The sequence below is a fragment of the Pseudomonas sp. sp1636 genome, from assembly GCF_030376615.1.
Taxonomy (GTDB): Bacteria; Pseudomonadota; Gammaproteobacteria; order Pseudomonadales; family Pseudomonadaceae; genus Aquipseudomonas.
This window is the reverse complement of sequence record NZ_JARRAB010000003.1, coordinates 82,829-104,801: the sequence shown is the minus strand read 5'-3', so window position 1 is coordinate 104,801 and position 21,973 is coordinate 82,829. Positions and strand designations below refer to the sequence as shown.

The 21,973-nt window shown below is 66.0% G+C and carries 17 protein-coding genes; 11 read left to right on the top strand and 6 right to left on the bottom strand.

Features of this window, described 5'->3' with window-relative positions:
- Positions 1 to 45: 45 nt before the first annotated feature.
- Together P8H27_RS03995 and P8H27_RS03990 are read left to right on the top strand one after the other, a co-directional pair.
- Positions 46 to 762: a DNA-3-methyladenine glycosylase gene (locus P8H27_RS03995; protein ID WP_289635358.1), complete on the top strand. Its 717-nt coding sequence runs from the start codon at positions 46 to 48 to the stop codon at positions 760 to 762.
- The gene (locus P8H27_RS03990; RefSeq protein WP_289635357.1) at positions 759 to 2,075 is read left to right on the top strand and encodes a bifunctional DedA family/phosphatase PAP2 family protein; all 1,317 of its coding nucleotides are present in this window, start codon (positions 759 to 761) and stop codon (positions 2,073 to 2,075) included. The genes P8H27_RS03995 and P8H27_RS03990 overlap by 4 nt, the downstream gene beginning before the upstream one ends.
- On the opposite strand, the gene P8H27_RS03985 is transcribed toward P8H27_RS03990, so the two are convergent.
- The 3 genes from P8H27_RS03985 to P8H27_RS03975 are packed head-to-tail and all read right to left on the bottom strand — an operon-like array spanning position 2,069 to position 3,751.
- On the bottom strand, positions 2,069 to 2,665 hold the full coding sequence (locus P8H27_RS03985) for an LON peptidase substrate-binding domain-containing protein (RefSeq protein ID WP_289635356.1): 597 nt from the start codon (positions 2,663 to 2,665) through the stop codon (positions 2,069 to 2,071). The genes P8H27_RS03990 and P8H27_RS03985 overlap by 7 nt on opposite strands.
- A gap of 10 nt (positions 2,666 to 2,675) precedes the next feature.
- The gene (locus P8H27_RS03980) at positions 2,676 to 3,392 is read right to left on the bottom strand and encodes an LrgB family protein (RefSeq protein WP_289635355.1); all 717 of its coding nucleotides are present in this window, start codon (positions 3,390 to 3,392) and stop codon (positions 2,676 to 2,678) included.
- Positions 3,389 to 3,751, bottom strand: coding sequence for a CidA/LrgA family protein (locus P8H27_RS03975; protein ID WP_289635354.1), 363 nt, complete (start codon positions 3,749 to 3,751; stop codon positions 3,389 to 3,391). The genes P8H27_RS03980 and P8H27_RS03975 overlap by 4 nt, the downstream gene beginning before the upstream one ends.
- Positions 3,752 to 3,983: 232 nt before the next feature.
- Between P8H27_RS03975 and P8H27_RS03970 the strand changes: the two genes are divergently transcribed.
- The 6 genes from P8H27_RS03970 (at position 3,984) to P8H27_RS03945 (ending at position 10,874) form a co-directional block, all read left to right on the top strand.
- Positions 3,984 to 4,439: a MaoC family dehydratase gene (locus P8H27_RS03970; RefSeq protein ID WP_289635353.1), complete on the top strand. Its 456-nt coding sequence runs from the start codon at positions 3,984 to 3,986 to the stop codon at positions 4,437 to 4,439.
- 131 nt (positions 4,440 to 4,570) lie between these two features.
- Positions 4,571 to 6,334, top strand: coding sequence for a C13 family peptidase (locus P8H27_RS03965; protein ID WP_289635352.1), 1,764 nt, complete (start codon positions 4,571 to 4,573; stop codon positions 6,332 to 6,334).
- Between the two features lie 50 nt (positions 6,335 to 6,384).
- Positions 6,385 to 7,026, top strand: a complete 642-nt coding sequence (locus tag P8H27_RS03960) for an oxidoreductase (RefSeq protein WP_289635351.1) — start codon at positions 6,385 to 6,387, stop codon at positions 7,024 to 7,026.
- 30 nt (positions 7,027 to 7,056) lie between these two features.
- Positions 7,057 to 7,413 carry a DUF5629 family protein gene (locus P8H27_RS03955; RefSeq protein WP_289635350.1) on the top strand — a complete coding sequence of 119 codons (357 nt, stop codon included), beginning with the start codon at positions 7,057 to 7,059 and terminating at the stop codon, positions 7,411 to 7,413.
- A gap of 17 nt (positions 7,414 to 7,430) precedes the next feature.
- Positions 7,431 to 8,048, top strand: a complete 618-nt coding sequence (locus P8H27_RS03950) for a class I SAM-dependent methyltransferase (RefSeq protein ID WP_289635349.1) — start codon at positions 7,431 to 7,433, stop codon at positions 8,046 to 8,048.
- A 225-nt stretch (positions 8,049 to 8,273) separates the two neighbouring features.
- Positions 8,274 to 10,874, top strand: coding sequence for an EAL domain-containing protein (locus P8H27_RS03945; RefSeq protein WP_289635348.1), 2,601 nt, complete (start codon positions 8,274 to 8,276; stop codon positions 10,872 to 10,874).
- Between the two features lie 133 nt (positions 10,875 to 11,007).
- On the opposite strand, the gene P8H27_RS03940 is transcribed toward P8H27_RS03945, so the two are convergent.
- The 3 genes from P8H27_RS03940 to P8H27_RS03930 form a co-directional block, all read right to left on the bottom strand.
- Positions 11,008 to 13,659: an EAL domain-containing protein gene (locus P8H27_RS03940; protein WP_289635347.1), complete on the bottom strand. Its 2,652-nt coding sequence runs from the start codon at positions 13,657 to 13,659 to the stop codon at positions 11,008 to 11,010.
- An 87-nt stretch (positions 13,660 to 13,746) separates the two neighbouring features.
- Entirely contained in the window at positions 13,747 to 14,427 is a 681-nt protein-coding gene (locus P8H27_RS03935) for a response regulator transcription factor (RefSeq protein WP_289635346.1), read from the bottom strand.
- Positions 14,424 to 16,721 (bottom strand): PAS domain S-box protein, encoded by a 2,298-nt coding sequence (locus P8H27_RS03930; protein WP_289635345.1) that lies wholly within the window; start codon positions 16,719 to 16,721, stop codon positions 14,424 to 14,426. The genes P8H27_RS03935 and P8H27_RS03930 overlap by 4 nt, the downstream gene beginning before the upstream one ends.
- A 257-nt stretch (positions 16,722 to 16,978) precedes the next feature.
- Between P8H27_RS03930 and P8H27_RS03925 the strand changes: the two genes are divergently transcribed.
- The 3 genes from P8H27_RS03925 to P8H27_RS03915 all read left to right on the top strand — a co-directional run bounded on the left by P8H27_RS03925 (position 16,979) and on the right by P8H27_RS03915 (position 21,936).
- Positions 16,979 to 18,601: an acyl-CoA synthetase gene (locus P8H27_RS03925; RefSeq protein WP_289635344.1), complete on the top strand. Its 1,623-nt coding sequence runs from the start codon at positions 16,979 to 16,981 to the stop codon at positions 18,599 to 18,601.
- Between the two features lie 119 nt (positions 18,602 to 18,720).
- Complete coding sequence (locus P8H27_RS03920; RefSeq protein ID WP_289635343.1) at positions 18,721 to 20,094, top strand: solute carrier family 23 protein; 1,374 nt, start codon at positions 18,721 to 18,723, stop codon at positions 20,092 to 20,094.
- A gap of 69 nt (positions 20,095 to 20,163) precedes the next feature.
- The gene (locus tag P8H27_RS03915; protein WP_289635342.1) at positions 20,164 to 21,936 is read left to right on the top strand and encodes an acyl-CoA dehydrogenase C-terminal domain-containing protein; all 1,773 of its coding nucleotides are present in this window, start codon (positions 20,164 to 20,166) and stop codon (positions 21,934 to 21,936) included.
- The last annotated feature ends 37 nt before the right edge of the window (positions 21,937 to 21,973 follow it).

Genomic DNA, 21,973 nt, shown 5'->3' with positions numbered 1-21,973 from the left:
TCATCGCGTCCAGCCTAATACCCCGCTATCGACCAGTGACCTCAGATGCCTCACGCCCCCACCCGCAGCTCGCCCTGGCCAGATGCCCGCGCCCTGAGCGACAGTTTCTTCGACCGCGATGCGCGCCAGCTCGCCCGCGACCTGCTCGGCAAAGTCATTCGCCACCGCTGCGGCGAACTCTGGCTAAGCGCACGAATCATCGAGACCGAGGCCTATTACCTGGCGGAGAAAGGCAGCCACGCCTCGCTCGGCTACACCGAAAAGCGCAAGGCCTTGTTCCTCGGCGGCGGGCACATCTACATGTATTACGCCCGTGGCGGCGACTCGCTGAACTTCAGCGCCCAGGGCCCCGGCAATGCGGTATTGATCAAATCGGCCTACCCCTGGCTCGACTCGCACTCGCCCGACGCCAGCCTGGCGCGGATGCAGAGCAACAACCCGGACAGCCAGGGCCGTCCGCGCCCCGCGGGAAAACTCTGCGCCGGACAAACCTTGCTATGCAAAGCGCTTGGCCTGAAAGTGCCGGACTGGGATGCGCGGCGCTTCGACCCGCAACACCTGTTCGTCGAGGATGTCGGCGAGCGTCCGAGTCGGGTCGTGCAGACTTCGCGCCTGGGCATCCCGAGCGGGCGCGACGAGCATCTGCCTTATCGTTTCGTCGACGCCGCCTTTGCCGGCCATTGCACACGCAACCCACTGCGCCGCGGCCAGGTCGAAGGCCGCGACTTCTACCTACTCGCCGCCAAGGATGAGCATCGATGAGTCCATGGCTCGACAGCTTGAGCCTCTGGCTCACGAACAATCCCGAGTGGCTGGGCCTGACCATCGTCCTGATCGCCTGCGCCGAATGCCTGGCGATTGTCGGGATCCTGGTGCCGGGCACTCTTTTGCTGTTCGCCGTCGCCGTACTGGCCGGCAACGGCGCCCTGACGCTCGGCACCACCCTGGTTCTGGCCTATTGCGGCGGACTGCTCGGCGATCTGCTGTCCTATGCCACGGGGCGCTATTTCCATCAGGACATCCGCCGTCTGCCGGGGCTGCGTCACCACCCCGAATGGTTGACGGGTGCCGAGCTCTACTTCCAGCGTTACGGCGTCGCCAGCCTGCTGGTGGGGCGCTATATCGGCCCGTTGCGGCCGATGCTGCCGATGATCGCCGGCATGCTGAATATGCCGTTCGGGCGTTTTCTGCTGGTCAGCCTGGTCGCTTCGGCCGGCTGGGCGCTCGCCTACCTGCTGCCTGGCTGGGCCACCGGCGCCGCCTTGCGCCTGCCGCTGCCGGAGGGGTTCTGGCCACAAACCGCGGTACTCGCCGCCGGCCTGGCCGCCTTGCTGCTGCTCAGCGTGCACAGTTGCCTGCACGAACAACGCCGCGCCAGCTGGATCGCTGCAGGCTTGAGCCTGTTGCTGTTGCTCGGCCTGCTGATTGGCTGGCCGCGCCTCGGCCTGCTCGACCAGGGCCTGCTCGCCCTGGTTCAGGAGCAGCGCAATGCCAGCCTCGACGCATCGATGGTGCTGATCACCCGCCTCGGCGATCTGCGCAGCCAGCTGGCCGCGGCGTTGCTGCTCTGCCTGTTGCTGCTGCTGGCTCGGCAGTGGCGGGCGTTGTGCTTTGCCGGCGGCACCCTGCTCGCGACCGCACTGGCCAACAGCGCGCTGAAAGCCCTGCTCGCCCGGCATCGCCCGGATGTCTTGCTTGAGCCGTTGAACAGTTTCAGCCTGCCCAGCGGCCACAGCTCGGCGGCATTCGCCTTCTTCCTGGCGCTCGGGGTGCTGGCCGGACGCGAGCAACCGGCGCGCCTGCGCCTGGCCTGGCTGTTGCTGGCCAGCTTGCCGGCGCTGAGCATCGCCCTGTCGCGGGTGTACCTGGGCGTGCACTGGCCAAGCGACGTCATCGCCGGCGCCCTGCTGGCTGGTGGCCTGTGCGCGCTCAGTCTGGGCCTGACGCAATGGCGCATGCCGCTGGCAGCGCTATCGGCCAGGGTGTGGTGGTTGGTGCTGCCGGCATGCCTGGCGCTGCTCGGCGCCATTGCCGCCTGGCATCTGTCGGAAGGCCTGCTGCTCTATCGCTACTGAGCCGCGCCGCTCTCGCCCTGCAGTTGCTCGAGCCAGAGTTGCAGCTGGCTCAGGCGCGCCTGCGGCGTATCGAGTTCGAGCAGCTGGAGTTTCTGCTCGAGCGCCAAGGGCAACAGGTAGGCCAGTTGATTGGCCAGGGCCGTTTGACCGCTGACCGCTTGATTCATGCCCAGGGCGGCGACCAGCGGGTGTTCGGCCAGCGCCTCGAGCAACGCCGCCAGATCCGCATGCTCGAAACCCAGGGGCTGCTCCGCCGCCTCCTCCAGCCAATCGACCTCGGCGACGGTCAGTTGATCCGGCAACACCTGGGCGCGGCGCACCTTGAAACGGCGGCCGCCTTCGACCCGAATCCCCAACAACCCGTTGGGCCGCTGCTGAAAATCGCAGACCCGCGCCTCACAACCGATCGCCGAAAAGTGCCCGGCGGCCTCGCCGACTTCCTGCCCCTCGACGATGCACACCACGCCGAAACCCTCGCCCTGCTTCATGCAGCGACTGATCATGTCCAGATAGCGCGCCTCGAATATTTGCAAATCGAGCAGGCAGCCTGGAAACAACACGGTATCGAGCGGAAACAGGGATAGTTTCATGGGGTCGTTCTCATGTCAGGAAGATAATCGCCAGCGGCAATAGCACCGCCGTGAGCATGCCCATCAGACTCATCGCCAGCGCGGCGAAAGCGCCGCACTCCTCGCTTTCCTGCATGGCCCGGGCGGTACCGACCGCATGCGCGGTCATGCCCAGGGCCATGCCGACTGCGGCGGGATGATGCACGCCGAACAGGCGCAACAGCGACGGCCCGAGCATCGCCCCGGCCACCCCGGTGAGCATCACGAACACCGCGGCCAATGCGGCAGTACCGCCGATCTGGCTGGCCACCAGCATGGCGATCGGCGAGGTCACCGACTTCGGCGCCATGCTCATCAACATGAGCGAGTCGGCGCCGAACCACCAGGCCAATGCCACGCCCAGCACCGTCGCCAGCGCCCCGGCAATCAGCAGGGTCAGCACGGTCGGCCAGAACAACTGGCGGATCCGTCGCAGATTGAGGAACAACGGCACCGCCAAGGCCACCGTGGCCGGGCCGAGGAACAGGGTCAGGGCTTCGGCGCTGACCCTGTACTCGGCGAAACTCAGGCCGCACAACAGCAGCACGCCAATAACGACCGTCATCGACACCAGCACCGGCTGCAGGAACATCCAGCGGGTCTTCTCGTAAGCCGCGATGGCCAGTTGGTAAACGCCCAGGGTGATCCCGGCGCCAAACAAGGGGTGATGGGCGACCGCCTGCCAGGCGCCGAACCAGTCGAGGTTCATGCCTCCTCCCGGCGACGCTGCTGACGTTCGATCAGTTTCTGCATCATCCAGCCGGCGAACACCACCGACAGCACCAGCGACAAGGTCAACGCCCCGACCACCGCCCAGAAGTCCGCGGCAATCGCATCGGCATAGACCATCACTCCCACCGCGGGCGGCACCAGCAACAGCGGCAGGTACTTGAGCAGGTTGCTCGAGGCGACGTGCAAGGGCTCGCTGACCTCGCCATGCACCAGCAGGAACAGCAACAGCAGCAACATGCCGATGATCGGCCCCGGCAACATCGGCAACAACAAGACGTTGATTCCAGTGCCGAGCAATTGGCACAGCACCAGCCAGGACAGGCCGCGTAACAGCATGAGTGAATCTCCGAATCGGTTGACGAACAGCGGCGAGCGCATAAGCAGAGCGTCTGGCCCTCGGGCCATGGCCCAGCGCGGCCATTATAGGCCGGCAAAGCGCCCGCCCTGTATAACCCGCGATTCAGCAAGGCAGCGCGCACTTGACCCGACACCGATCCGCGTGATGATCTATGGCCTGAGCGGTTCGACTCGAAAAACAATAAATCACCCGTCTCCTCAAGGAGGAACTATGCCGTCAGTACCCGTAACAGAACTCAACAACTATGTGGGCAAGGAACTAGGACGCTCCGACTGGCTGACCATCGACCAGCAACGCATCAATCAATTCGCCGAATGCACCGGCGACCGTCAATTCATTCACGTCGACCCGGAAAAGGCCAAGCTGACCCCCTTCGGCGGCACCATCGCCCACGGTTTCCTGTCGTTGTCGCTGATTCCCATGCTGATGGAAGGCATCATGATCATGCCCCAGGGCCTGAAAATGGCCATCAACTATGGCCTGGACAGCGTGCGCTTCATCCAGCCGGTCAAAGTCGACTCCAGGGTACGCCTGGTGGTGACCCTGACCGACGCCAACGAGAAGAACCCAGGTCAGTGGCTGCTCAAGGTTCGCGCGGTATTGGAAATCGAAGGCCAGGAAAAACCGGCCTATGTGGCCGAACCCCTGACCCTCTGCTTCGTCTGATCTGCACAGCCATAAGCGGCGTTCCCTCAGCCGAGCGAACGCCGCTTATCCATCGGCGCTGTGCGGCGCGGCAGCGCAGAGTCAATGCTTTACGGCATACTTCCGGCAACACCTAGATCTGGATGTTTGCCATGCGCCGCCTCGCCAACCTGGCTTCCCTGAGCCTCGCCCTGCTGCTTGCCGCCTGCGGCGACGGCGAACCCCTGTTACCCGCCAACGCGACCCTGCCCGACGGCAGCCGCTATCGCGGCGAGGTGATCGACGGTTTGTTGCAAGGCCCCGGCCGCCTGGATTACCGCAACGGCAGTTGGTTCGTCGGCACCTTCAAGGATGGCCAGTTGCACGGCCCCGGCGAATGGCACGGCGCGAATGGCGAGCACTACCTCGGCGAATTCGAGCAAGGCGCCTTTCATGGCCAGGGCACACTCCACTATCGTGACGGCAGCAGCTACCAGGGCGGTTTCGCCGCGGGTCGGCTGGAAGGCGAAGGCACCCTCAAACAGGACGGCCTGGTCTATCGCGGCGCCTTCAAAGACGATCTGTTCCATGGCCTGGGCAACCTCGAACGCGCAGACGGCAGCAGCTTCCACGGCCAGTTCAGCAAAGGCCTGGCGGATGGCCAGGGCGTACGCCGCGACGAGTACGGCAACCAGTTCAGCGGCCAGTTCGCCAAAGGTCAGCTGAACAGTCCCGGCAGTTTCAAGAGCAGTGACGGCGACCTCTACAGCGGCGCCTTCCGTGACAACCAGTTCCACGGCAAAGGCCGCTACCAGAGTGCCGCTGGCGACGTCTGGAGCGGCCAGTTCGTGGCGGGAGCACTCAGCGGCACCGGCCAGTTCCAGGGCGCCGACGGCGAGCGCTACCGCGGCGAATTTCGCGACTGGCGCTACCACGGTCAAGGCCGCCTGCACCTGGCCGACGGCAGCCGTTACGAGGGCCACTTCGAGCATGGCGAATACGCCGGTAGCGGCAGCCTGACCCACGGCGATGGCCGCCAACAAGACGGCACCTGGTTGCGCGGCCAACGCCTGCGCGACGAACAGGGTCGCCCGCTGCCCGACCCGCTGGAACTCGGCCTGCTGGCGCAGGGTCGCCTGCTCGACCAGGCCATCGCCGACCTGCCCGCCTCCACCCCCGCCATCGAACTGTACGCCCTGACCCTGGCTGGCGATGGCAAGCAGAGCGTATTCATGCGCGAAGCCGACTACGTCGCCAACCTGCTCGGCGAACGCTTCGCCGCCCATGGCCGCATCAGCCTGACCAATCACCGCGATCAGATCGGCGAACGCCCACTGGCCACCCGCGAAAACCTCCGGCGCGCGGTGCAGGCACTGGCCGAACGCAGCGGACCGGAGGATCTGATCTTCATCTACCTGACCAGTCACGGCTCGCGCCAGCATGAGCTGAGTCTCGACCAGCCGCGCCTGCAGCTGAGCGACCTGCCGGCCAGCGAGCTGGCCACCCTGCTGCTGCCACTGCGCGAGCGGCACAAGGTGGTGGTGATCTCAGCCTGTTTTTCCGGCGGCTTCATTCCCCCGCTGCAAGACGACAAAACCCTGGTGATGACCGCCGCGCGAGCCGATCGGGTGTCCTTCGGCTGCACGGAGGAAAACGACTTCACCTACTTTGGCCGAGCGCTGTTCGCCGAAGCCCTCAACCAGACCGATGACCTGCAACGCGCCTTCGAGCTGGCCAAGGAGAACGTCACCGAGCGCGAACAAGCCGATGGCTTCGAGGCCTCAGAGCCGCAAATCTGGCCAGCCAAAGCGGTGTTGCAACATTGGCGCACGCTGCGCGCCCGGCAGGCTAGCCGGGCCTTGCTTGCCGCGCCCGGCAAGCAGACTGCCGCCGGCCCGGCAGCCGGCGAAGCAAGTATCGAGCGCAACACGCAGTAGTTTTTCAACGGCCTGTTAAGCTGATAGATATCAGCGGAGACCCCACGACCATGTATTTGACGCCTCAGCACATCCTCCTCGCGGGTGCCACCGGCCTGACCGGCGAACACCTGCTGGATCGTCTGCTCAACGAACCCACGGTCGCGCGCGTGCTGGCGCCGAGCCGCCGGCCCTTGGCCGAACACTCGCACCTGGACAACCCGGTCGGCGAACTGCTCGATCTTTTGCCGCAACTGCAAGGCCCCATCGATACCGCCTTCTGCTGCCTGGGCAGCACCATCAAGCAGGCCGGCTCGCAGGAAGCCTTTCGCCGCGTCGACCACGACCTGGTGCTGGCCTTCGCCCAGCGCGCCCGCGAGCTCGGCGCGCGTCATCTGCTGGTGGTCAGCGCCCTCGGTGCCGACGCCAAGTCCTCGGTGTTCTACAACCGGGTCAAAGGCGAGATGGAGCAGGCGCTGCAAGCCCAGGACTGGCCGCAGCTGACCCTGGTGCGCCCCGCCCTGCTGCTCGGCCCGCGCACCGAGTTCCGCCTCGGTGAGCGCCTGGCCGCGCCGCTGGCGCGCTGGCTGCCGGGCAAATACCACGGCATCGAAGCCACCGTCCTGGCCCGCGCCCTCTGGCGCCTGGCCCTGGAAGAGGACGACGGCGTGCGCGTCATCGAGTCCGACCGGTTGCGCCGCCTCGGTCGCTGATCCCCTTCCCACTGCCTATCGAGCCAACCCATGAGTACAGCCCACAGCAGCCTGATCGAAGCCCTCGAAGCCGCCGACATGCTCGAAATCGACAATCTCTACGCCTGGCAATTCAACCTGGATAAAGAGCTACTGGCCCAGGTCAGCGCCGGCTCGGCCGACGCCGACAGCCAAGACCGGCCGCTGCTGAGCATCGACTGCATAGACGGCAGCGCTCGCCGCCGCTGGCAGTTCTCCCTGGCCGCGGTGAGCGCGGCGCGCTTCGATGCCGAGAGCGACAGCTGGCGCCTGGCCGATGCCAGCACAGAGCACCGGATCAAGTGCTTCGCGGCGATCAGCGGCGACAACCTCGACCGCGACGAAGGCTCCCAAGGCAGCGACGGCTGAGCCCGGCGGAGCGTGCCATGCAGCTGTATGAGCGTTATATCCTGCCGCACCTGATCGACTTCGCCTGCGGCCTGGGCGAGGTGATGCAGGCCCGCGCGCAGATCATTCCCCAGGCCCAGGGCCGGGTGCTGGAGATCGGCATCGGCAGCGGCCTGAACCTGGCGTTCTACGATGCCGCGCAAGTCAGCGCCATCGTCGGCGTCGACCCCTCGGCCGAGATGCAGAAACTGGCCCGCCAGCGCGCCGCGCGAATCGCCATCCCAGTCGAGATGATCGCCCTGGAGCTGGGCCAGATCCAGGCCAGCGTGGCCAGTTTCGACAGCATCGTCTGCACCTTCACCCTGTGCACCATCCCGGATGCCCTGGCCGCACTGCAAGAGATGCGCCGGGTGCTCAAGCCCGGCGGCCGCCTGCTGTTCTGCGAGCACGGCCTGGCCCCGGATGCCTCGGTCGTGCGCTGGCAGCACCGGCTGACCCCCTACTGGAAGCCCCTGGCCGGCGGTTGCCACCTCAACCGCGACATCCCGGCGCTGCTCGCAGCCGGCGGCTTCAGCATCGGCCAACTGCAGACCGGCTACCTGAAAGGCCCCAGGCCCATGACCTACGTCTACCGCGGCTGGGCTCAGAGCTTGTGAGAATATCGAGCGCCGCCGCGGGATAGTCCCCAGGCGTTCGCGCTAAGGCGCATTGCTTTGCACCTAACGCCAGGCCGCCGCGGGCGTTTGGAGGCGGTTGCCGTCGGCGAGGGATTTTTCACAAGCGCACAGTGAAGACAACCGCTAACGCACGCACCAGAGGTGCCTCGGCCAGCATATCCAGCTATGGTTGCAGCTAGACACCGGACTGCAGGCAATACGCGCATGAAGCCATCCTCGAAGCCCCCACTGCTGCGCCACGGCGCCCGCCTGCTCGGCTCACTGCTGCTGGGCCTTGCCCTCGCTCCGGCCGCCTGGGCCGAAGTGCGAGAGGTGCGCGTGGGGGTCTATGCCAACGAGCCGAAGATCATGCAGGGCGCCGACGGCCGGCTTTCCGGCATCCTCGGCGAACTGCTCGGCGAAATCGCCCGCCAGGAAAACTGGCGCCTGCAGCCGGTGCCTTGCGACTGGCAGCGCTGCCTGGAGCTGACCCAGAGTGGCGCGATCGACCTGATGCCGGATGTGGCCTTCAGCGAGGCGCGCGCCGCCTTGCTCGACTTCCATCGACTGCCCGCGCTGTTCGGTTGGTCGCAGCTCTACAGCCGCGAGGAGATCACGCTCGCCTCGGTGCTCGACCTGCAGGGCCGGCGCATCGCGGTGCTGGACGGCTCGATCCAGCAGGACTACCTGAAGACCCTGCTCGACAGCTTCGGCCTGCAGGCCGAGCTGATTGCGGTGCACAGCCTGCAGCAAGGCTTCGAGCGGGTCGCCCTGGGCCAGGCCGACGTGGCGGTGGCCAACCAGCAGTTCGGCGACTATCACGCGCCCGACTTCGAGTTGCGCAGCAACCCGATCATGTTCCAGCCCGCGCGGCTGTTCTACGCCACCGGCAAGGGCGGCAACGGCGACCTGCTGGCCGCCATCGACCGCCACCTGCAGGCTTGGCAGGCCGCGTCGTCCTCGGTCTATTACCAGATACTCCAGCGCTGGGGCGGCGAACGTCCCAGGCTGCTGATTCCGACCTCGCTCTGGTGGGGCCTGGCCAGCCTGTCCACCCTGCTGCTGCTGGCCCTCGGCGGCGCCCTGCTGCTGCGCCGCCAGGTGGCCGAGAAGACCCGTCACCTATACGCCAGCGAGGCACGCCTGAACACCATCCTCGACAGCATCGAACCCCACGTGTACATCAAGGATCGTGAGTTTCGCTACCAGTACCTCAATCGCACGACCTGCGAGCTGCTGGGGCAACCCGCGGAGCAGGCCGTAGGGCAAACCGCCGAGACCTTCTTCGACAGCGCCACTGCCGCCCAACTGCGCGAAGTCGATACACGGGTGCTGGAACACGGCGAACGCGTCGAGTACGAGGAAATCCTGCATAACCGCAAGGATGGCAGCGCGCGCACCTACCTCTCGGTCAAGCTGCCCTTACGTGATGCCGAGGGCGACATCTATGCCCTGTGCGGCATCTCCACCGACATCAGCGAGCACAAGCAGAACCTCGAACAGATCCATCGCCTGGCGTTCTACGACCCGCTCACCGGCCTGGCCAACCGCCGCCTGCTGCTCGACCGCCTGCAGCATGCCCTGGCCCAGACGGCACGCAACCAGCTCGAAGGCGCCCTGCTGTTTATCGACCTGGACAATTTCAAGGATCTCAACGATAGCCTCGGCCATGACAGTGGCGACCAGCTGCTGCGGCAGGTGGCCGAGCGCCTGCGCGACCAGGTGCGTGCGGAGGACACCCTGGCCCGCCTCGGCGGCGACGAGTTCGTGCTGGTATTGGAGGGGCTGAGCCTGCAGCCCGAACAAGCCCTCCAACTGATCGACACTGTAGCGAGCAAGCTGCTCCAGGCCCTGGCCGCCCCCTTCGACTTGCCCGGGTACAGCCATGTCAGCACCGCCAGCATCGGCGTCGCGCTGTTTTCCGAATGCCACGGCAAAGCCGATGCACTGCTCAAGCACGCCGACCTGGCCATGTACAAGGCCAAGGCCGCCGGACGCAACACCCTGAGATTCTTCAACCACGAGATGCAGACCGAAGTCAGCGCCCGCGCAAAGCTGGAAAGCGACCTGCGCCAGGGTCTGAGAGAGCGCCAGTTCGTCCTGCACTACCAAGCCCAGGTCGATCAACAGGGGCAACTGCTCGGCGCCGAAGCCCTGGTGCGCTGGCAGCACCCCAGCCGCGGCCTGGTAGCGCCGGCAGAGTTCATCCCCCTGGCGGAAAGCACCGGTTTGATCCTGCCCCTGGGGCGCTGGATCCTGCACCGCGCCTGCCGCCAATTGGCGAGCTGGGCGACACGGCCCGAGCTGGCCAAACTCAGCCTGGCGGTCAACATCAGCGCCCGGCAGCTGCACCACCGGGACTTCGTCGCGGACGTGCTGGCCACCCTCGAAGAAACCGGGGCCAACCCCGCATGCCTGGAGCTGGAGCTGACCGAGAGCCTGTTGGTCGAGGACGTGGAGGCGATGATCGACAAGATGGGCCAGCTCAAGGCCCATGGGGTGCGCTTCTCGCTGGACGACTTCGGCACCGGCTATTCCTCCCTCAGCTACCTCAAGCGCCTACCGCTGAACCAGTTGAAAATCGATCGTTCCTTCGTCCGCGACCTGCTCAGCGACCGCAACGATGCGGCCATCGTGCGCACCATCGTCGCCCTCGGCAGCAGCCTGGATCTGCACGTGATCGCCGAAGGCGTGGAAACCCGGGCCCAGCTCGACGCCCTGCTGCACCTGGGCTGCCAGCGATTTCAGGGCTATCTGTTCGCCAAGCCGGGACCGGCCCAGATACTGGAGCAGTGGCCCATGGCTGCCAGCGCAAGCGGCGCTTGAGCCGTTGCCGCTGGCAGCGCTGGCAACGCTGGCAACGCTGGCAACCATCGGCGGGCGCCGCGGCTCCGCGGGCTTAGCCAACCTGTTGAGCGCTTTCAGAAGCCTGTCCGAGCAGGCCTGCCGCCCCCGCCGTTCAGGCTTCGCGTACCGCAGCCGCGAGCCTGAGCTGGAACAATTCGGAGGCCGTAAAATCCGCCACGGCCATCGGCCGGCCAAACAAGTAGCCCTGATAATGCACACAGCCATGGGCTCGCAGGCCGTCACGTTGCGCCTGGGTTTCCACGCCTTCGGCGATCACCTCCAGCTCCAGGCTCTCTGCCAGGGCCACAATCGCGCGCACAATGGCCAGGCTGCTGGAATTGCTTGGCAACTCGCCAATGAACGACTGATCGATCTTCAGCTGATCCAGCGGCAACTGCTGCAGATAGGCCATGGACGAATAGCCCGTGCCGAAATCATCGATGGCGAAACGAATACCCATGTTCCTCAGCGTCTGCATGCGCGTACTGGCTTCCTGCATGTCCGCCAGCAGCAATGACTCGGTCAGCTCCAGCTTGAGGCGCTGAGGGTTGGCGCCAGTCACTTGCAGGAGCTGCTGCAACGCTTCGATAAAGCCCGCCTGATAGAGCAGGCGCGCACTGAGGTTTACCGACAGGCTCAAGCCGGCGCTGTGCGGCTGTTGCGCCCAGTGCGCGAGCAACGCGCAGGCGGCGCCGAGTACCTGCATATCCAGGGCCTCGATCAACCCACTGCGCTCGGCGATGCCGATAAACGCGTCCGGCCCGAGCAAGCCGCGCTGCGGGTGCTGCCAGCGCACCAGCACCTCGGCCCCGGTCAAGTGCCCCAACTGATCCACCTGGGGTTGCAGGAACAAGGGGAACTCGCCGTCCTGCAGCCCCCGGCGTAGATCCTCCTCCAGCTGCAGGCGGGCGCTGACCGCCTCCTGCATCTGCGGGTCGTAAAAACTCAGGGCGTTCTTGCCCGCGGCCTTGGCCGTATACATCGACAAGTCGGCCTGCTGCATCAACTCGTCCACCGAGTGTTGCTCGTCGCAGAACAGCACCACGCCCAGGCTGGCACTGCTGAACAGGCTATGGCCGCCAGCCAGATAGGGCCGGCGCAGGGTTTCCAGCACCTTGGCGCCCAGGTGCTCGACCTGGGAGGCAGCCTCCTCGGCACAGCTCTTCAGCCCCTCGAGCATGACGACGAACTCGTCGCCGCCCAGGCGGGCCACGGTGTCGCGCTCACGCAGGCTATGGCGCAAGCGCTCGGCCACCTGGCACAGCAGCTCGTCACCGACCTGATGGCCATACAAGTCGTTTACATTCTTGAAGTTGTCGAGGTCGAGGAATACCAGCGCGGCATACTGGCCACTGCGCCGGCTCAACGCCCGCGCCTGCTGCAGGCGGTCGCGCAGCAGGCGCCGATTGGGCAACCCGGTGAGGGCATCGTAGAACGCCAGGTGCTTGATCTTTTCCTCGGCACACTTGCGCTCGCTGATATCGGCCAACGAGGCCACGTAGTTGCTGACCCGCCCCCGCTCATCGCGCACCGCACTGATGACCAGCCACTCGGGGAAGACTTCGCCATTCTTGCGCCGATTCCAGATCTCCCCCGCCCAAACGCCTGTCTCGGCAAGAGCCTGCCACATGGCCTGATAGAACTCCGGCCCCTGGCGTCCGGAGCTGAGCATCTGGGTGGTGCGGCCGATGACGTCAGCGGCGCTGTAGCCGCTGATCTGACAGAAGGCCTGGTTGACCTTGAGGATCCGCGTGCTGGCATCGGTGATCAGCATGCCCTGCTGGGACTCGAAGGCAATCGCCGCAATCCGCCGATCCAGCTCGAAATTGATCCTATCGGTAATATCGCGGGCGATCACCACCACGGCCCGCTTACCCTGCAACGGGGTATCCAGGCGCCTGGCGCGGCCCTCGAACACCCGGTGTCCGGCCGGTGTCTGCATCCCGTATTCAAGGGTTTGCGGGCTGTCGCTGGCCAGGGTACGGGCAATAAAGGCCATAAACTTCTCCGCCTGCCCCACGGCCAGCACATCGGTCAGGCGCTTTTCCAGCAAGCCCGCACCGCCGCCATAGTCCAGCCAGGGTTCGGGAGCCATGACTTCCAGGTAGCGCCCCTCCTCGTCGAGCAGCAGGGTCAGATCCGGGCTGGCCTCATTGATTGCCCGCAGGCGTGCCTCGCTCTCGCGCAGGGCCTGGCGATCCCTGGCCTGCCGGTAGATGTCCTGCAACAGCAGCCCCAACAGCAGGGTGGCCGGCGTCAGCACCAGAAAAATCGGCACGGCCACCTGCCGCAACGCCTGGCTGAAATCCTTGGCGGGCAGCAGGCTCAGGCTCAGCACCAGCAACAGATGCACCAGCGCACCGAACACCAGCAGTTGCCAAACCCCGATGCGCAGCCAATTACGCCGGCAGGCCGCGCGATAAGCCAGGCCCAGCAGCACCGGCATGAGGATATTGAACAACCCCGGAATGACCCCCACCCCGCCCAACCAGAGCCGATAGGCGCCGGCCATAAGCCCGGCAATGGTGGCCACCAGAGGGCCGCCGAACAGGCCGGCCATGCTCAGCACCACCGTGCGCGCATCGAAGATCAGCCCTTCATGCAACTGCAGCGGAGCCAGCATGCCGACCACGCAGATCGCCCCGAACAGGCCGCCGGCAAGTAGCTGGCGCAGCAGTTGCCGCTGAACATGCCGCATATTCAGGGCGTGCAGCCAGCACAGCGCGATCAGCAGAGCCGCGCTTTCGATAAACTTCAGGATCATGGAACAACTCGATGGGTTTACCAACACTGGCCCGCCGCCGGGCAAGGGCCAGAAAATACGCATGATAGCAATTTACCGGCAGTCAGCTCAGACCACAGGTCTGTCCGTTGCGGTCTGATCCACAACAGCCTGCTCGCGCAGCTGCAGGGCATCCACCAGGCCGGCGGCGATGGCCATGCCGACCAGGTCGGCGAGGGTGTCGGCCTGCATGCGCTTCATCACCCGCGAACGGTAGAGGTCGACGGTCTTGACGCTGATTGCCAGCTGCTCGGCCACTTCGCGATTGGTGTAACCGCGCACCAGCGGCAGCAGCACATCGCGCTCGCGCGGGGTCAGGCTGGCGAGGCGCGCCTGCACCGCCTGCAGGCGCCGATCCGCCGGCGGGGTCGCCGGCACCCGGCTCAGCGCCTGCTGCACGCTGTCGAGCAGCAACTGCTCGTTGTAGGGTTTCTCGATAAAGTCCACCGCGCCGGCGCGGAAGGCGCGCACCACAATGGGCACATCGGCATGGCCGCTGACGAAGATGATCGGCATCTCGATGCCGCGCTCGCGCAGGGTTTCCTGCACATTCAGCCCACCCATGCCGGGCATGCGCACGTCCAGCAGCACGCAACCGCGGGTTTCGCCAGCGCACACCTCGAGAAACGCCCGACCGCTGGTAAAGGGCAAGGCCTTGAGCCCCACCGATTCCAACAGCCAGACCGTGGAGTCGAGCATGCCCTGGTCATCATCGACCACATACACCTGTTGTTGCGCTTGCCCGCTCATCCCCTGCTCCTCTGATTGTTCTCGCTCGCGGCCTCGTCAGCCCGGCCCAGCGGCAGCCGACATTCCAGGCAGAGTCCGGCGGCCTTGCCCGGATGCGCCTCCAGGGCGCCGCCGAAACCTTCGATAATGCTGCGGCTCATCGACAGCCCCAGGCCCAGGCCCTCCGCCTTGCTGGTGTAGAACGGGGTGAAGATGTGCTGCAACTGCGCCGCGGCCACGCCCGGCCCCTGATCGCTGACCCAGACGCACAACTGGCCGCCCCGCTCGCCGGCGCTCAGTTCGATACGCGAAGGCTGGTTCGGATGGGCTTCGCGGTTGGCGTCGATGGCGTTGCGCAGCAGGTTGAGCAGCACCTGTTCGAGCAGCACCCGGTCGGCATACACCGGCGGCAGATTATCCGCCAGTTGCTCGACGATATTCACCTGCCAGTTGCTCGCCTCCCACTGACACAGACGCACCGCCTCGCGGGCCACCTGGGCGATGTCCAGCGCCTGGGTGCGGCGCTGGCCCTTGCGCAGGAAGGCGCGCAGCCGTTTGATCACCTCGGCGGCGTGGTTGGCGTGTTCGGTGATGCGTTCCAGGCCCTGGGCCACTTTATCCGCCGCCTGCGGATTGCTCGCGAGGGTCTTGAGGTAGCGCTGGCTGGCGCTGGCGTAGTTGACCACCGCCGCCAGCGGCTGGTTGATCTCGTGGGCGATACCCGAAGCCAGCTCGCCCAGGGTGACCAGCCGCGCGGTGTGCGCCAGCTCGTCTTGGTGGCGGCGCTGCTGGGCTTCGCGCAGTTCGCGTTCGGTCATGTCGCGGGCCACCAGCGAGTAGTAACGCTCGCCGCCACTGCCACGATGAGCCAGCAGCACCAGAGACACCGGCAGCGGGGCGCACGGCCCCAGCGGCAGCAGGCGTGCCTCGGCGCTCCATACGCCACGGCTATCGGCGGTGGCCCAGCCGCGGGCCTGCAGGCGTTGCACATCGTCTTCGGCGAGCAACGCCTGCAACTCTGGCAGCGGCTGATCCGGGACGATATTCAGGGCATGCCGGGCCGACGGATTGAGGTAGGTCAGGCATCCGCCCGGCTCGATGAACAGCACCAGGTCGGTGTTGGCCTCGACCACCTCGGCCAGGCGCCGCTTGTTCTCCTCGGCCTGCACCCGCGCGGTGATGTCGCGCGACACGCTGACCACTTCCACCACCGCCCCGGTGTAGGTTTCGCGGATCGCCCGGCTGGCGGTCTCGAACCACAGGTAACGGCCGTCGCGGTGGGCAATCCGGAAGGTCATGGTGTGGTAACCCTCCTGCTCCAGCGCTTCGCGGGTGCGCTGCACCAGCTGCGCCTGATCCTGGCGGTGCAACAGCGCCTGCACCAGGGTGCCGCGCAACTCTTCGGGCCAATAGCCGAGCAGCGTCCAACTGGCCGGCGAGGCATCGAGGAAACGCCCGTCCGGGGTGTGCCGGGAAATCAGGTCGGTGGTGTTTTCGGTGATCAGGCGGTACAGCCGGCTGGCTTTGGCCGCCTCGCGTTCGGCGCGAACCTGGGCGGTGGCCAGCCGACAGCGGGCCAGTACCCGCTGTTCGAGAGGGTCGGGGATGAACAGCCAGATCAGAATCTGCCCCTCGACCTGAGCCTCGACCTCCTCGATGGCACGGCCCTGCTGCAAGCAGGCGCGCACCAGTTGCGCGGCGTTGACCGGCAAAAACGCCGCCAGCGCCGACAACGGCCGCTCGCCCAGCAACCTGAGCATGGCCGCATTCAATTGCAGCGCCTGCGCCTGCGCATCCAGTAGCAGGCTCGGCTGCGGATCGGCGCCGAGCAAGGGACTGCCGCGCGCCTGCACCGCCAGGCTGGCCAGCAGGGCCAGCAGCAGTTCGTGGATGAAGTCGAGCCAAGCGAGACTGACCCCCTCCTGCAGTTCGATCAGCAGTAACCCGGGGCGGCCCTGATCCAGCTGCAAGGCCAGCACCTGACCGTGGCTGATGGCGGCGCGGCGCACGCGCCCGGCCAGCCAACAGGGCAGCCCGCGCAACTCGGCCAGACTCAGGCGCGGCTGCTGCGCCAACGCCTGGTACAACGACTGATCGCTGGCCTGCAAAGGGTCGCCAAAACCGGGCGGCAGATGCGCAGCGCTGCCTGCATGGCTGTAGATGCCCGTGCCGGGCTGCCAGCCCAGAAAGAACACCTGGCGCACTTCGGGGCAGGCCTGCAGGGTGCGGCACAAGGCATCGGCGCGCACCGCCAAAGGCAACGCCTCGCGCTGCAAACACAGCCAACTGTGCAACTGCACGCGGATCTCACTCATCGATTGGGTTTCCTCGCAGCGGAAATTCCGCGGGCGTGTTTTCACCAGCGGCGAGCATCAGGGCAACGCGCACGAAATGCAAAGCGACCAAGGCATATATCCAGATACGCACACCTAGTATATATACTATAAAACTATGGTTTAACTTCCATATTTTACTAGGTAAATATATAAATACCCTCCAGCTGCAACATAAAGCGTCCGTTCGCCCAGCGAGCAGGCGTTACAAGAGCAAACAATCTGCCATGGGTACCCGCATGTCGATCTACGAACAAGGCCTTGCGCCCGCCGCCGTCAACCACATCGCCCTCTCCCCGCTGAGCTTTCTCGAGCGCACGGCGAGCGTTTACCCGCATTACCCGGCGGTGATCCATGGCTCGATTCGTCGCGATTGGGCCGAGACCTATGCGCGCTGCCGGCGCCTGGCCTCGGCCCTGGCCGGCCGTGGCATCGGCCAGGGCGACACGGTGGCGCTGATGCTGCCGAATATTCCGGCGATGCTCGAAGCGCACTTCGGCGTGCCGATGATCGGCGCGGTGCTCAACCCGCTCAACGTGCGCCTGGACGCCGAGGCCATCGCCTTCATGCTGCAGCACGGCGAAGCCAAGGTGCTGATCGCCGACCGCGAGTTCCATAACGTGATTCACGCCGCCGTCGGCATGCTCGATCACCCGCCGCTGGTGATCGATGTCGACGACCCGGAATACGGCGAAGGCCAGGCGGTCAGCGACCTCGACTACGAAGCCCTGCTGGCCGAAGGCGATCCCGAATTCGCCTGGCAATGGCCGACGGACGAATGGCAGGCGATCAGCCTCAACTACACCTCCGGCACCACCGGCAACCCCAAGGGCGTGGTCTACCACCACCGTGGCGCCTACCTCAACTCGCTGGGCAACCAGATGACCTGGGCCATGGGTAACCACCCGGTGTACCTGTGGACCCTGCCGATGTTCCACTGCAACGGCTGGTGCTACCCCTGGACCGTCACCGCCCTGGCCGGCGTGCACGTGTTCCTGCGCCGCGTCGACCCGCAGAAGATCCTCCACCTGATCCGCGCGCATCGGGTCAGCCACCTGTGCGGCGCACCCATCGTGCTCAACGCCCTGGTCAACATGCCCGAGTCGGCCAAGGCGGCCATCGAACACCCGGTCAATGCCATGGTCGCCGGCGCGGCGCCGCCGGCCAAGGTGATTGGCGCGGTGGAAGAGATGGGCATCAAGGTCACCCACGTCTATGGCCTCACCGAGGTCTACGGCCCGGTCACCGTGTGCGCCTGGCACGCCGCGTGGGATGAGCTGCCGCTGGCACAGCGGGCGCAGATCAAGTCCCGTCAGGGCGTGCGCTACCCGACCCTGGAAGGGCTGATGGTCGGCGATCCGAAAACCCTGCAGTCGACCCCGCGCGATGGCGAGACCATCGGCGAGATCTTTATGCGCGGCAATACGGTGATGAAGGGCTACCTGAAAAACCCCAGCGCCACGGCCGAGGCCTTCGAGGGCGGCTGGTTCCACACCGGCGACCTGGCCGTGTGCCACCCCGATGGCTATGTGGAAATCAAGGATCGGCTGAAAGACATCATCATCTCCGGCGGCGAGAACATCTCCACCATCGAGGTGGAGGGCGTGCTCTACCGCCACCCGGCGGTGCTGGAAGCGGCCGTGGTGGCGCGCCCGGATGAGAAATGGGGGGAAACCCCCTGCGCCTTCATCACCCTCAAGGTCGACCAGCAGGCCACGAGCGAGGCCGCCATCGTCGGCTTCTGCCGCGAACACCTGGCCGGCTTCAAGGTGCCGAAAACCGTGGTCTTCACCCAGTTGCCGAAGACCAGCACCGGCAAGATCCAGAAATTCGTCCTGCGCGACATGGCCAAGGCACTCTGAGCGAGCGACCCGCGCGCCCGTCGAGGGCGGGCGGCCATCGCCCCCTATCCACAACAACAAAAAGCCCAACAACAAAAAGCGGCCCGCGCCGGAATGCGCGCGGCCGACGGAGGCAACCCATGCAACTCTACCAACGCAAAGATGGCGAACAGCAACCCTGCTGGTCTTTCGGGCCTTTCCGAGTGCGCCTGCCGTTTATCCACTACCGCTGGGAAACCGCGGAAATGCTCCAGGCGCTGATCATGTTCGTGGTCAGCCTGGCGATGATTCCGCTGCTGGAAAAATACCTCGGCCTGCCCTACGACGTGGCTCTGGCCTATGTCGTGGTGTGCGGCATCGGCTTTATGTTGCCGGCACTGCTCGGGGTGCCCATGGTGCCCGGCTGGATCACCCCGGGCATCCCGGTGGTGCTGCTGTTCCTGGGCAAGTTCGAGCCCGGCCCGCAGGCGATCCAGGCGCTGTTCGCCCTGCAATTTCTGGTGTTCGCGATCTTCCTGGCGCTCGGCGTCACCCGCCTGGGCAGCGCCCTGGTCAGGATCATTCCCAACTCGATGAAAGGCGGGATCATCATCGGTGCCGGCATCGCCGCGCTGATGGGCGAAATCTCCAGCGGCGGACGCCTGGCCAACACGCCGATCTCCCTGGTGCTGGGCAGCCTGATCTGCCTGTACCTGATGTTCTCGGTGTCGTTCAAGGGGCTTACCGAGCGCGTGCCGCTGGCGCGCAAGATCGTCAACTACGGCATGGTGCCGGGTATGTTGATCGCCATCTTCATCGGCATCGCCGTGGGCGAATACCAGATGCCCGACGTGCGCTTCGGCATCACCGCGCCGGCCTTCGCCGATATGTGGAACTACCTGCCGTTCAACGTCGGCTTTCCCGGCCTGGACGTGTTCCTGCTGGCCGTGCCGACGGCGGTCATCGCCTACATCATCGCCTTCGGCGACATCATCGTCGGCCAGTCGCTGATGCAGCGCGCCGACGAACTGCGCACCGACGAAGTGATCGAAAACAGCATCGACCGCGTGCACCTGGTGACCGCCCTGCGCAACGCCCTGCATGCCTTCTTCGCCCCCTATCCGGGCCTGGCTGGGCCGCTGTGGACCGCCGTGGCGGCGACCATGGCCGAGCGCTACAAGTACGGGCGCAAGGCCATGGACTCGATCTACAGCGGCGCCGGCACCTTCTGGATCACCGGTTTCATCGCCCTGTTCGCCCTGCCGCTGGTGAGCTTCTTCCAGCCGGTATTGCCAATCGCCCTCTCGCTGACCCTGATCCTCACCGGCTATATCTGCCTGATGGTCGGCTTCGAGCAACTGGGCAACAACACCGAACGCGGCGTCGCCGGCACCATGGGTGTGGTGCTGGCCGTCTACGGCGCGGGTTGGGGGCTGGCCGCCGGTGCCGCGCTGTATATCCTGGTCGAGCGCACCCACCTGCTGAAATTCACCTCGGTCAAGGACAAGACCGACGGCATCGCGCCAGCCGACTGATCCGCTATAACCCTTTACATCACTGCCACGCCGCAGGTTCGCCTGCGGCACTCCGTATTGAGGTGTCCCATGCCCGAGTACAACGCGCCCCTGCGCGACCTGCGTTTCGTCCTCCACGAAGTCTTCGACGCCCCCGCCCTGTGGGCACGCCTGCCGGCCTTGGCCGAGACCGTGGACAGAGACACCGCCGACGCCATTCTCGAAGAGGCGGCCAAGGTCACCGGCAGCCTGATCGCCCCGCTCAACCGCAGCGGCGACGAGGAAGGCGCGCAGTGGCTCGCCGGCGAGGTGCGCACCCCGGCCGGCTTCCAGCAGGCCTACGCCACCTATATCCAAGGCGGCTGGGTCGGCCTGTCCGGCAACCCCGAGTACGGCGGCATGGGCATGCCCAAGATGCTCGCGGTGCAGTTCGAGGAAATGCTCTACGCCGCAGGCGCAAGCTTCGCCCTCTATTCGGCCTTGAGCTCCGGCGCCTGCCTGGCGATCGATGCGCATGCCAGCGAAGCACTGAAAAGCACCTATTTACCCGCGATGTATGAGGGCTGCTGGGCCGGCTCCATGTGCCTGACCGAAGCCCACGCCGGCACCGACCTGGGCCTGATCCGCACCAGGGCCGAACCCCGGGCCGATGGCAGCTACCGCATCAGCGGCAGCAAGATCTTCATCACCGGCGGCGAGCAGGATCTGACCGAGAACATCATCCATCTGGTGCTGGCCAAGCTGCCGGGGGCGCCGGCCGGGCCCAAGGGAATCTCGCTGTTTCTGGTGCCGAAAGTCATGGTCAACCACGACGGCAGCCTGGGCGCGCGCAACGCGGTGAGCTGCGGCTCGATCGAACACAAGATGGGCATCAAGGCCTCGGCTACCTGCGTGATCAACTTCGACGGCGCCAGCGGTTACCTGATCGGCGAGGCCAACCAGGGCCTGGCGGCGATGTTCACCATGATGAACTACGAGCGTCTGTCCATCGGCATCCAGGGCATCGGCTGCGCCGAAGCCTCCTACCAGGCCGCCGCCAGCTACGCCCGCGAGCGCCTGCAGAGCCGTGCCGCCACCGGCAAGGTCGCGCCGGACAAGGCCGCCGACCCGATCATCGTGCACGCCGACGTGCGCCGCATGCTGCTGAGCATGAAGGCCATGACCGAGGGCGGCCGCGCCTTCGCCTGCTACGTCGGCCAGCAGCTCGACCTGGCCAAGTTCGGCAGCGACGCCGAGGAGAAAAGCGCCGCCGAAGCCCTGGTCGCCCTGCTCACCCCGCTGGCCAAGGCCTTCTTCACCGACAGCGGCCTGGACAGCTGCGTGCATGGCCAGCAGGTGTTCGGCGGCCATGGCTACATCCGCGAATGGGGCCAGGAACAGCTGGTGCGCGACGTGCGCATCGCGCAGATCTACGAAGGCACCAACGGCATCCAGGCCCTCGACCTGCTCGGGCGCAAGGTGGTGGCGGGCGGCGGCGCGGCGTTGCGCCAGTTCGCCGCCGAAGTGCGCCACTTCGCCTACCGGCACGCAACGCCCTATGCCAGCGAGCTGGTCACCGCCCTGGAGCGCCTGGAGGGCGTCAGCGGCTGGCTGCTGGAGCAGGCCAAGACCGATGCCAACGCGGTCGGCGCCGCCGCCGTGGAGTACCTGCACCTGTTCGGCTACGTCGCCTATGCCTACATGTGGGCGCGCATGGCCGCGGTGGCCGAGGCCAAACGCGCCGAGGACGAGGCCTTCTACGGCGGCAAGCTGGCCACTGCGGCCTTCTTCTTCGCCCGCCTGCTGCCGCGCACCCTGAGCCTGGAGGCGAGCATCCGCGCCGGCAGCGCGGCGCTGTATGGGTTGAGCGCCGAACAGTTCTGACAGGCCGCAGAAACAGTTGAGCGTTGGCGCGGTGGGC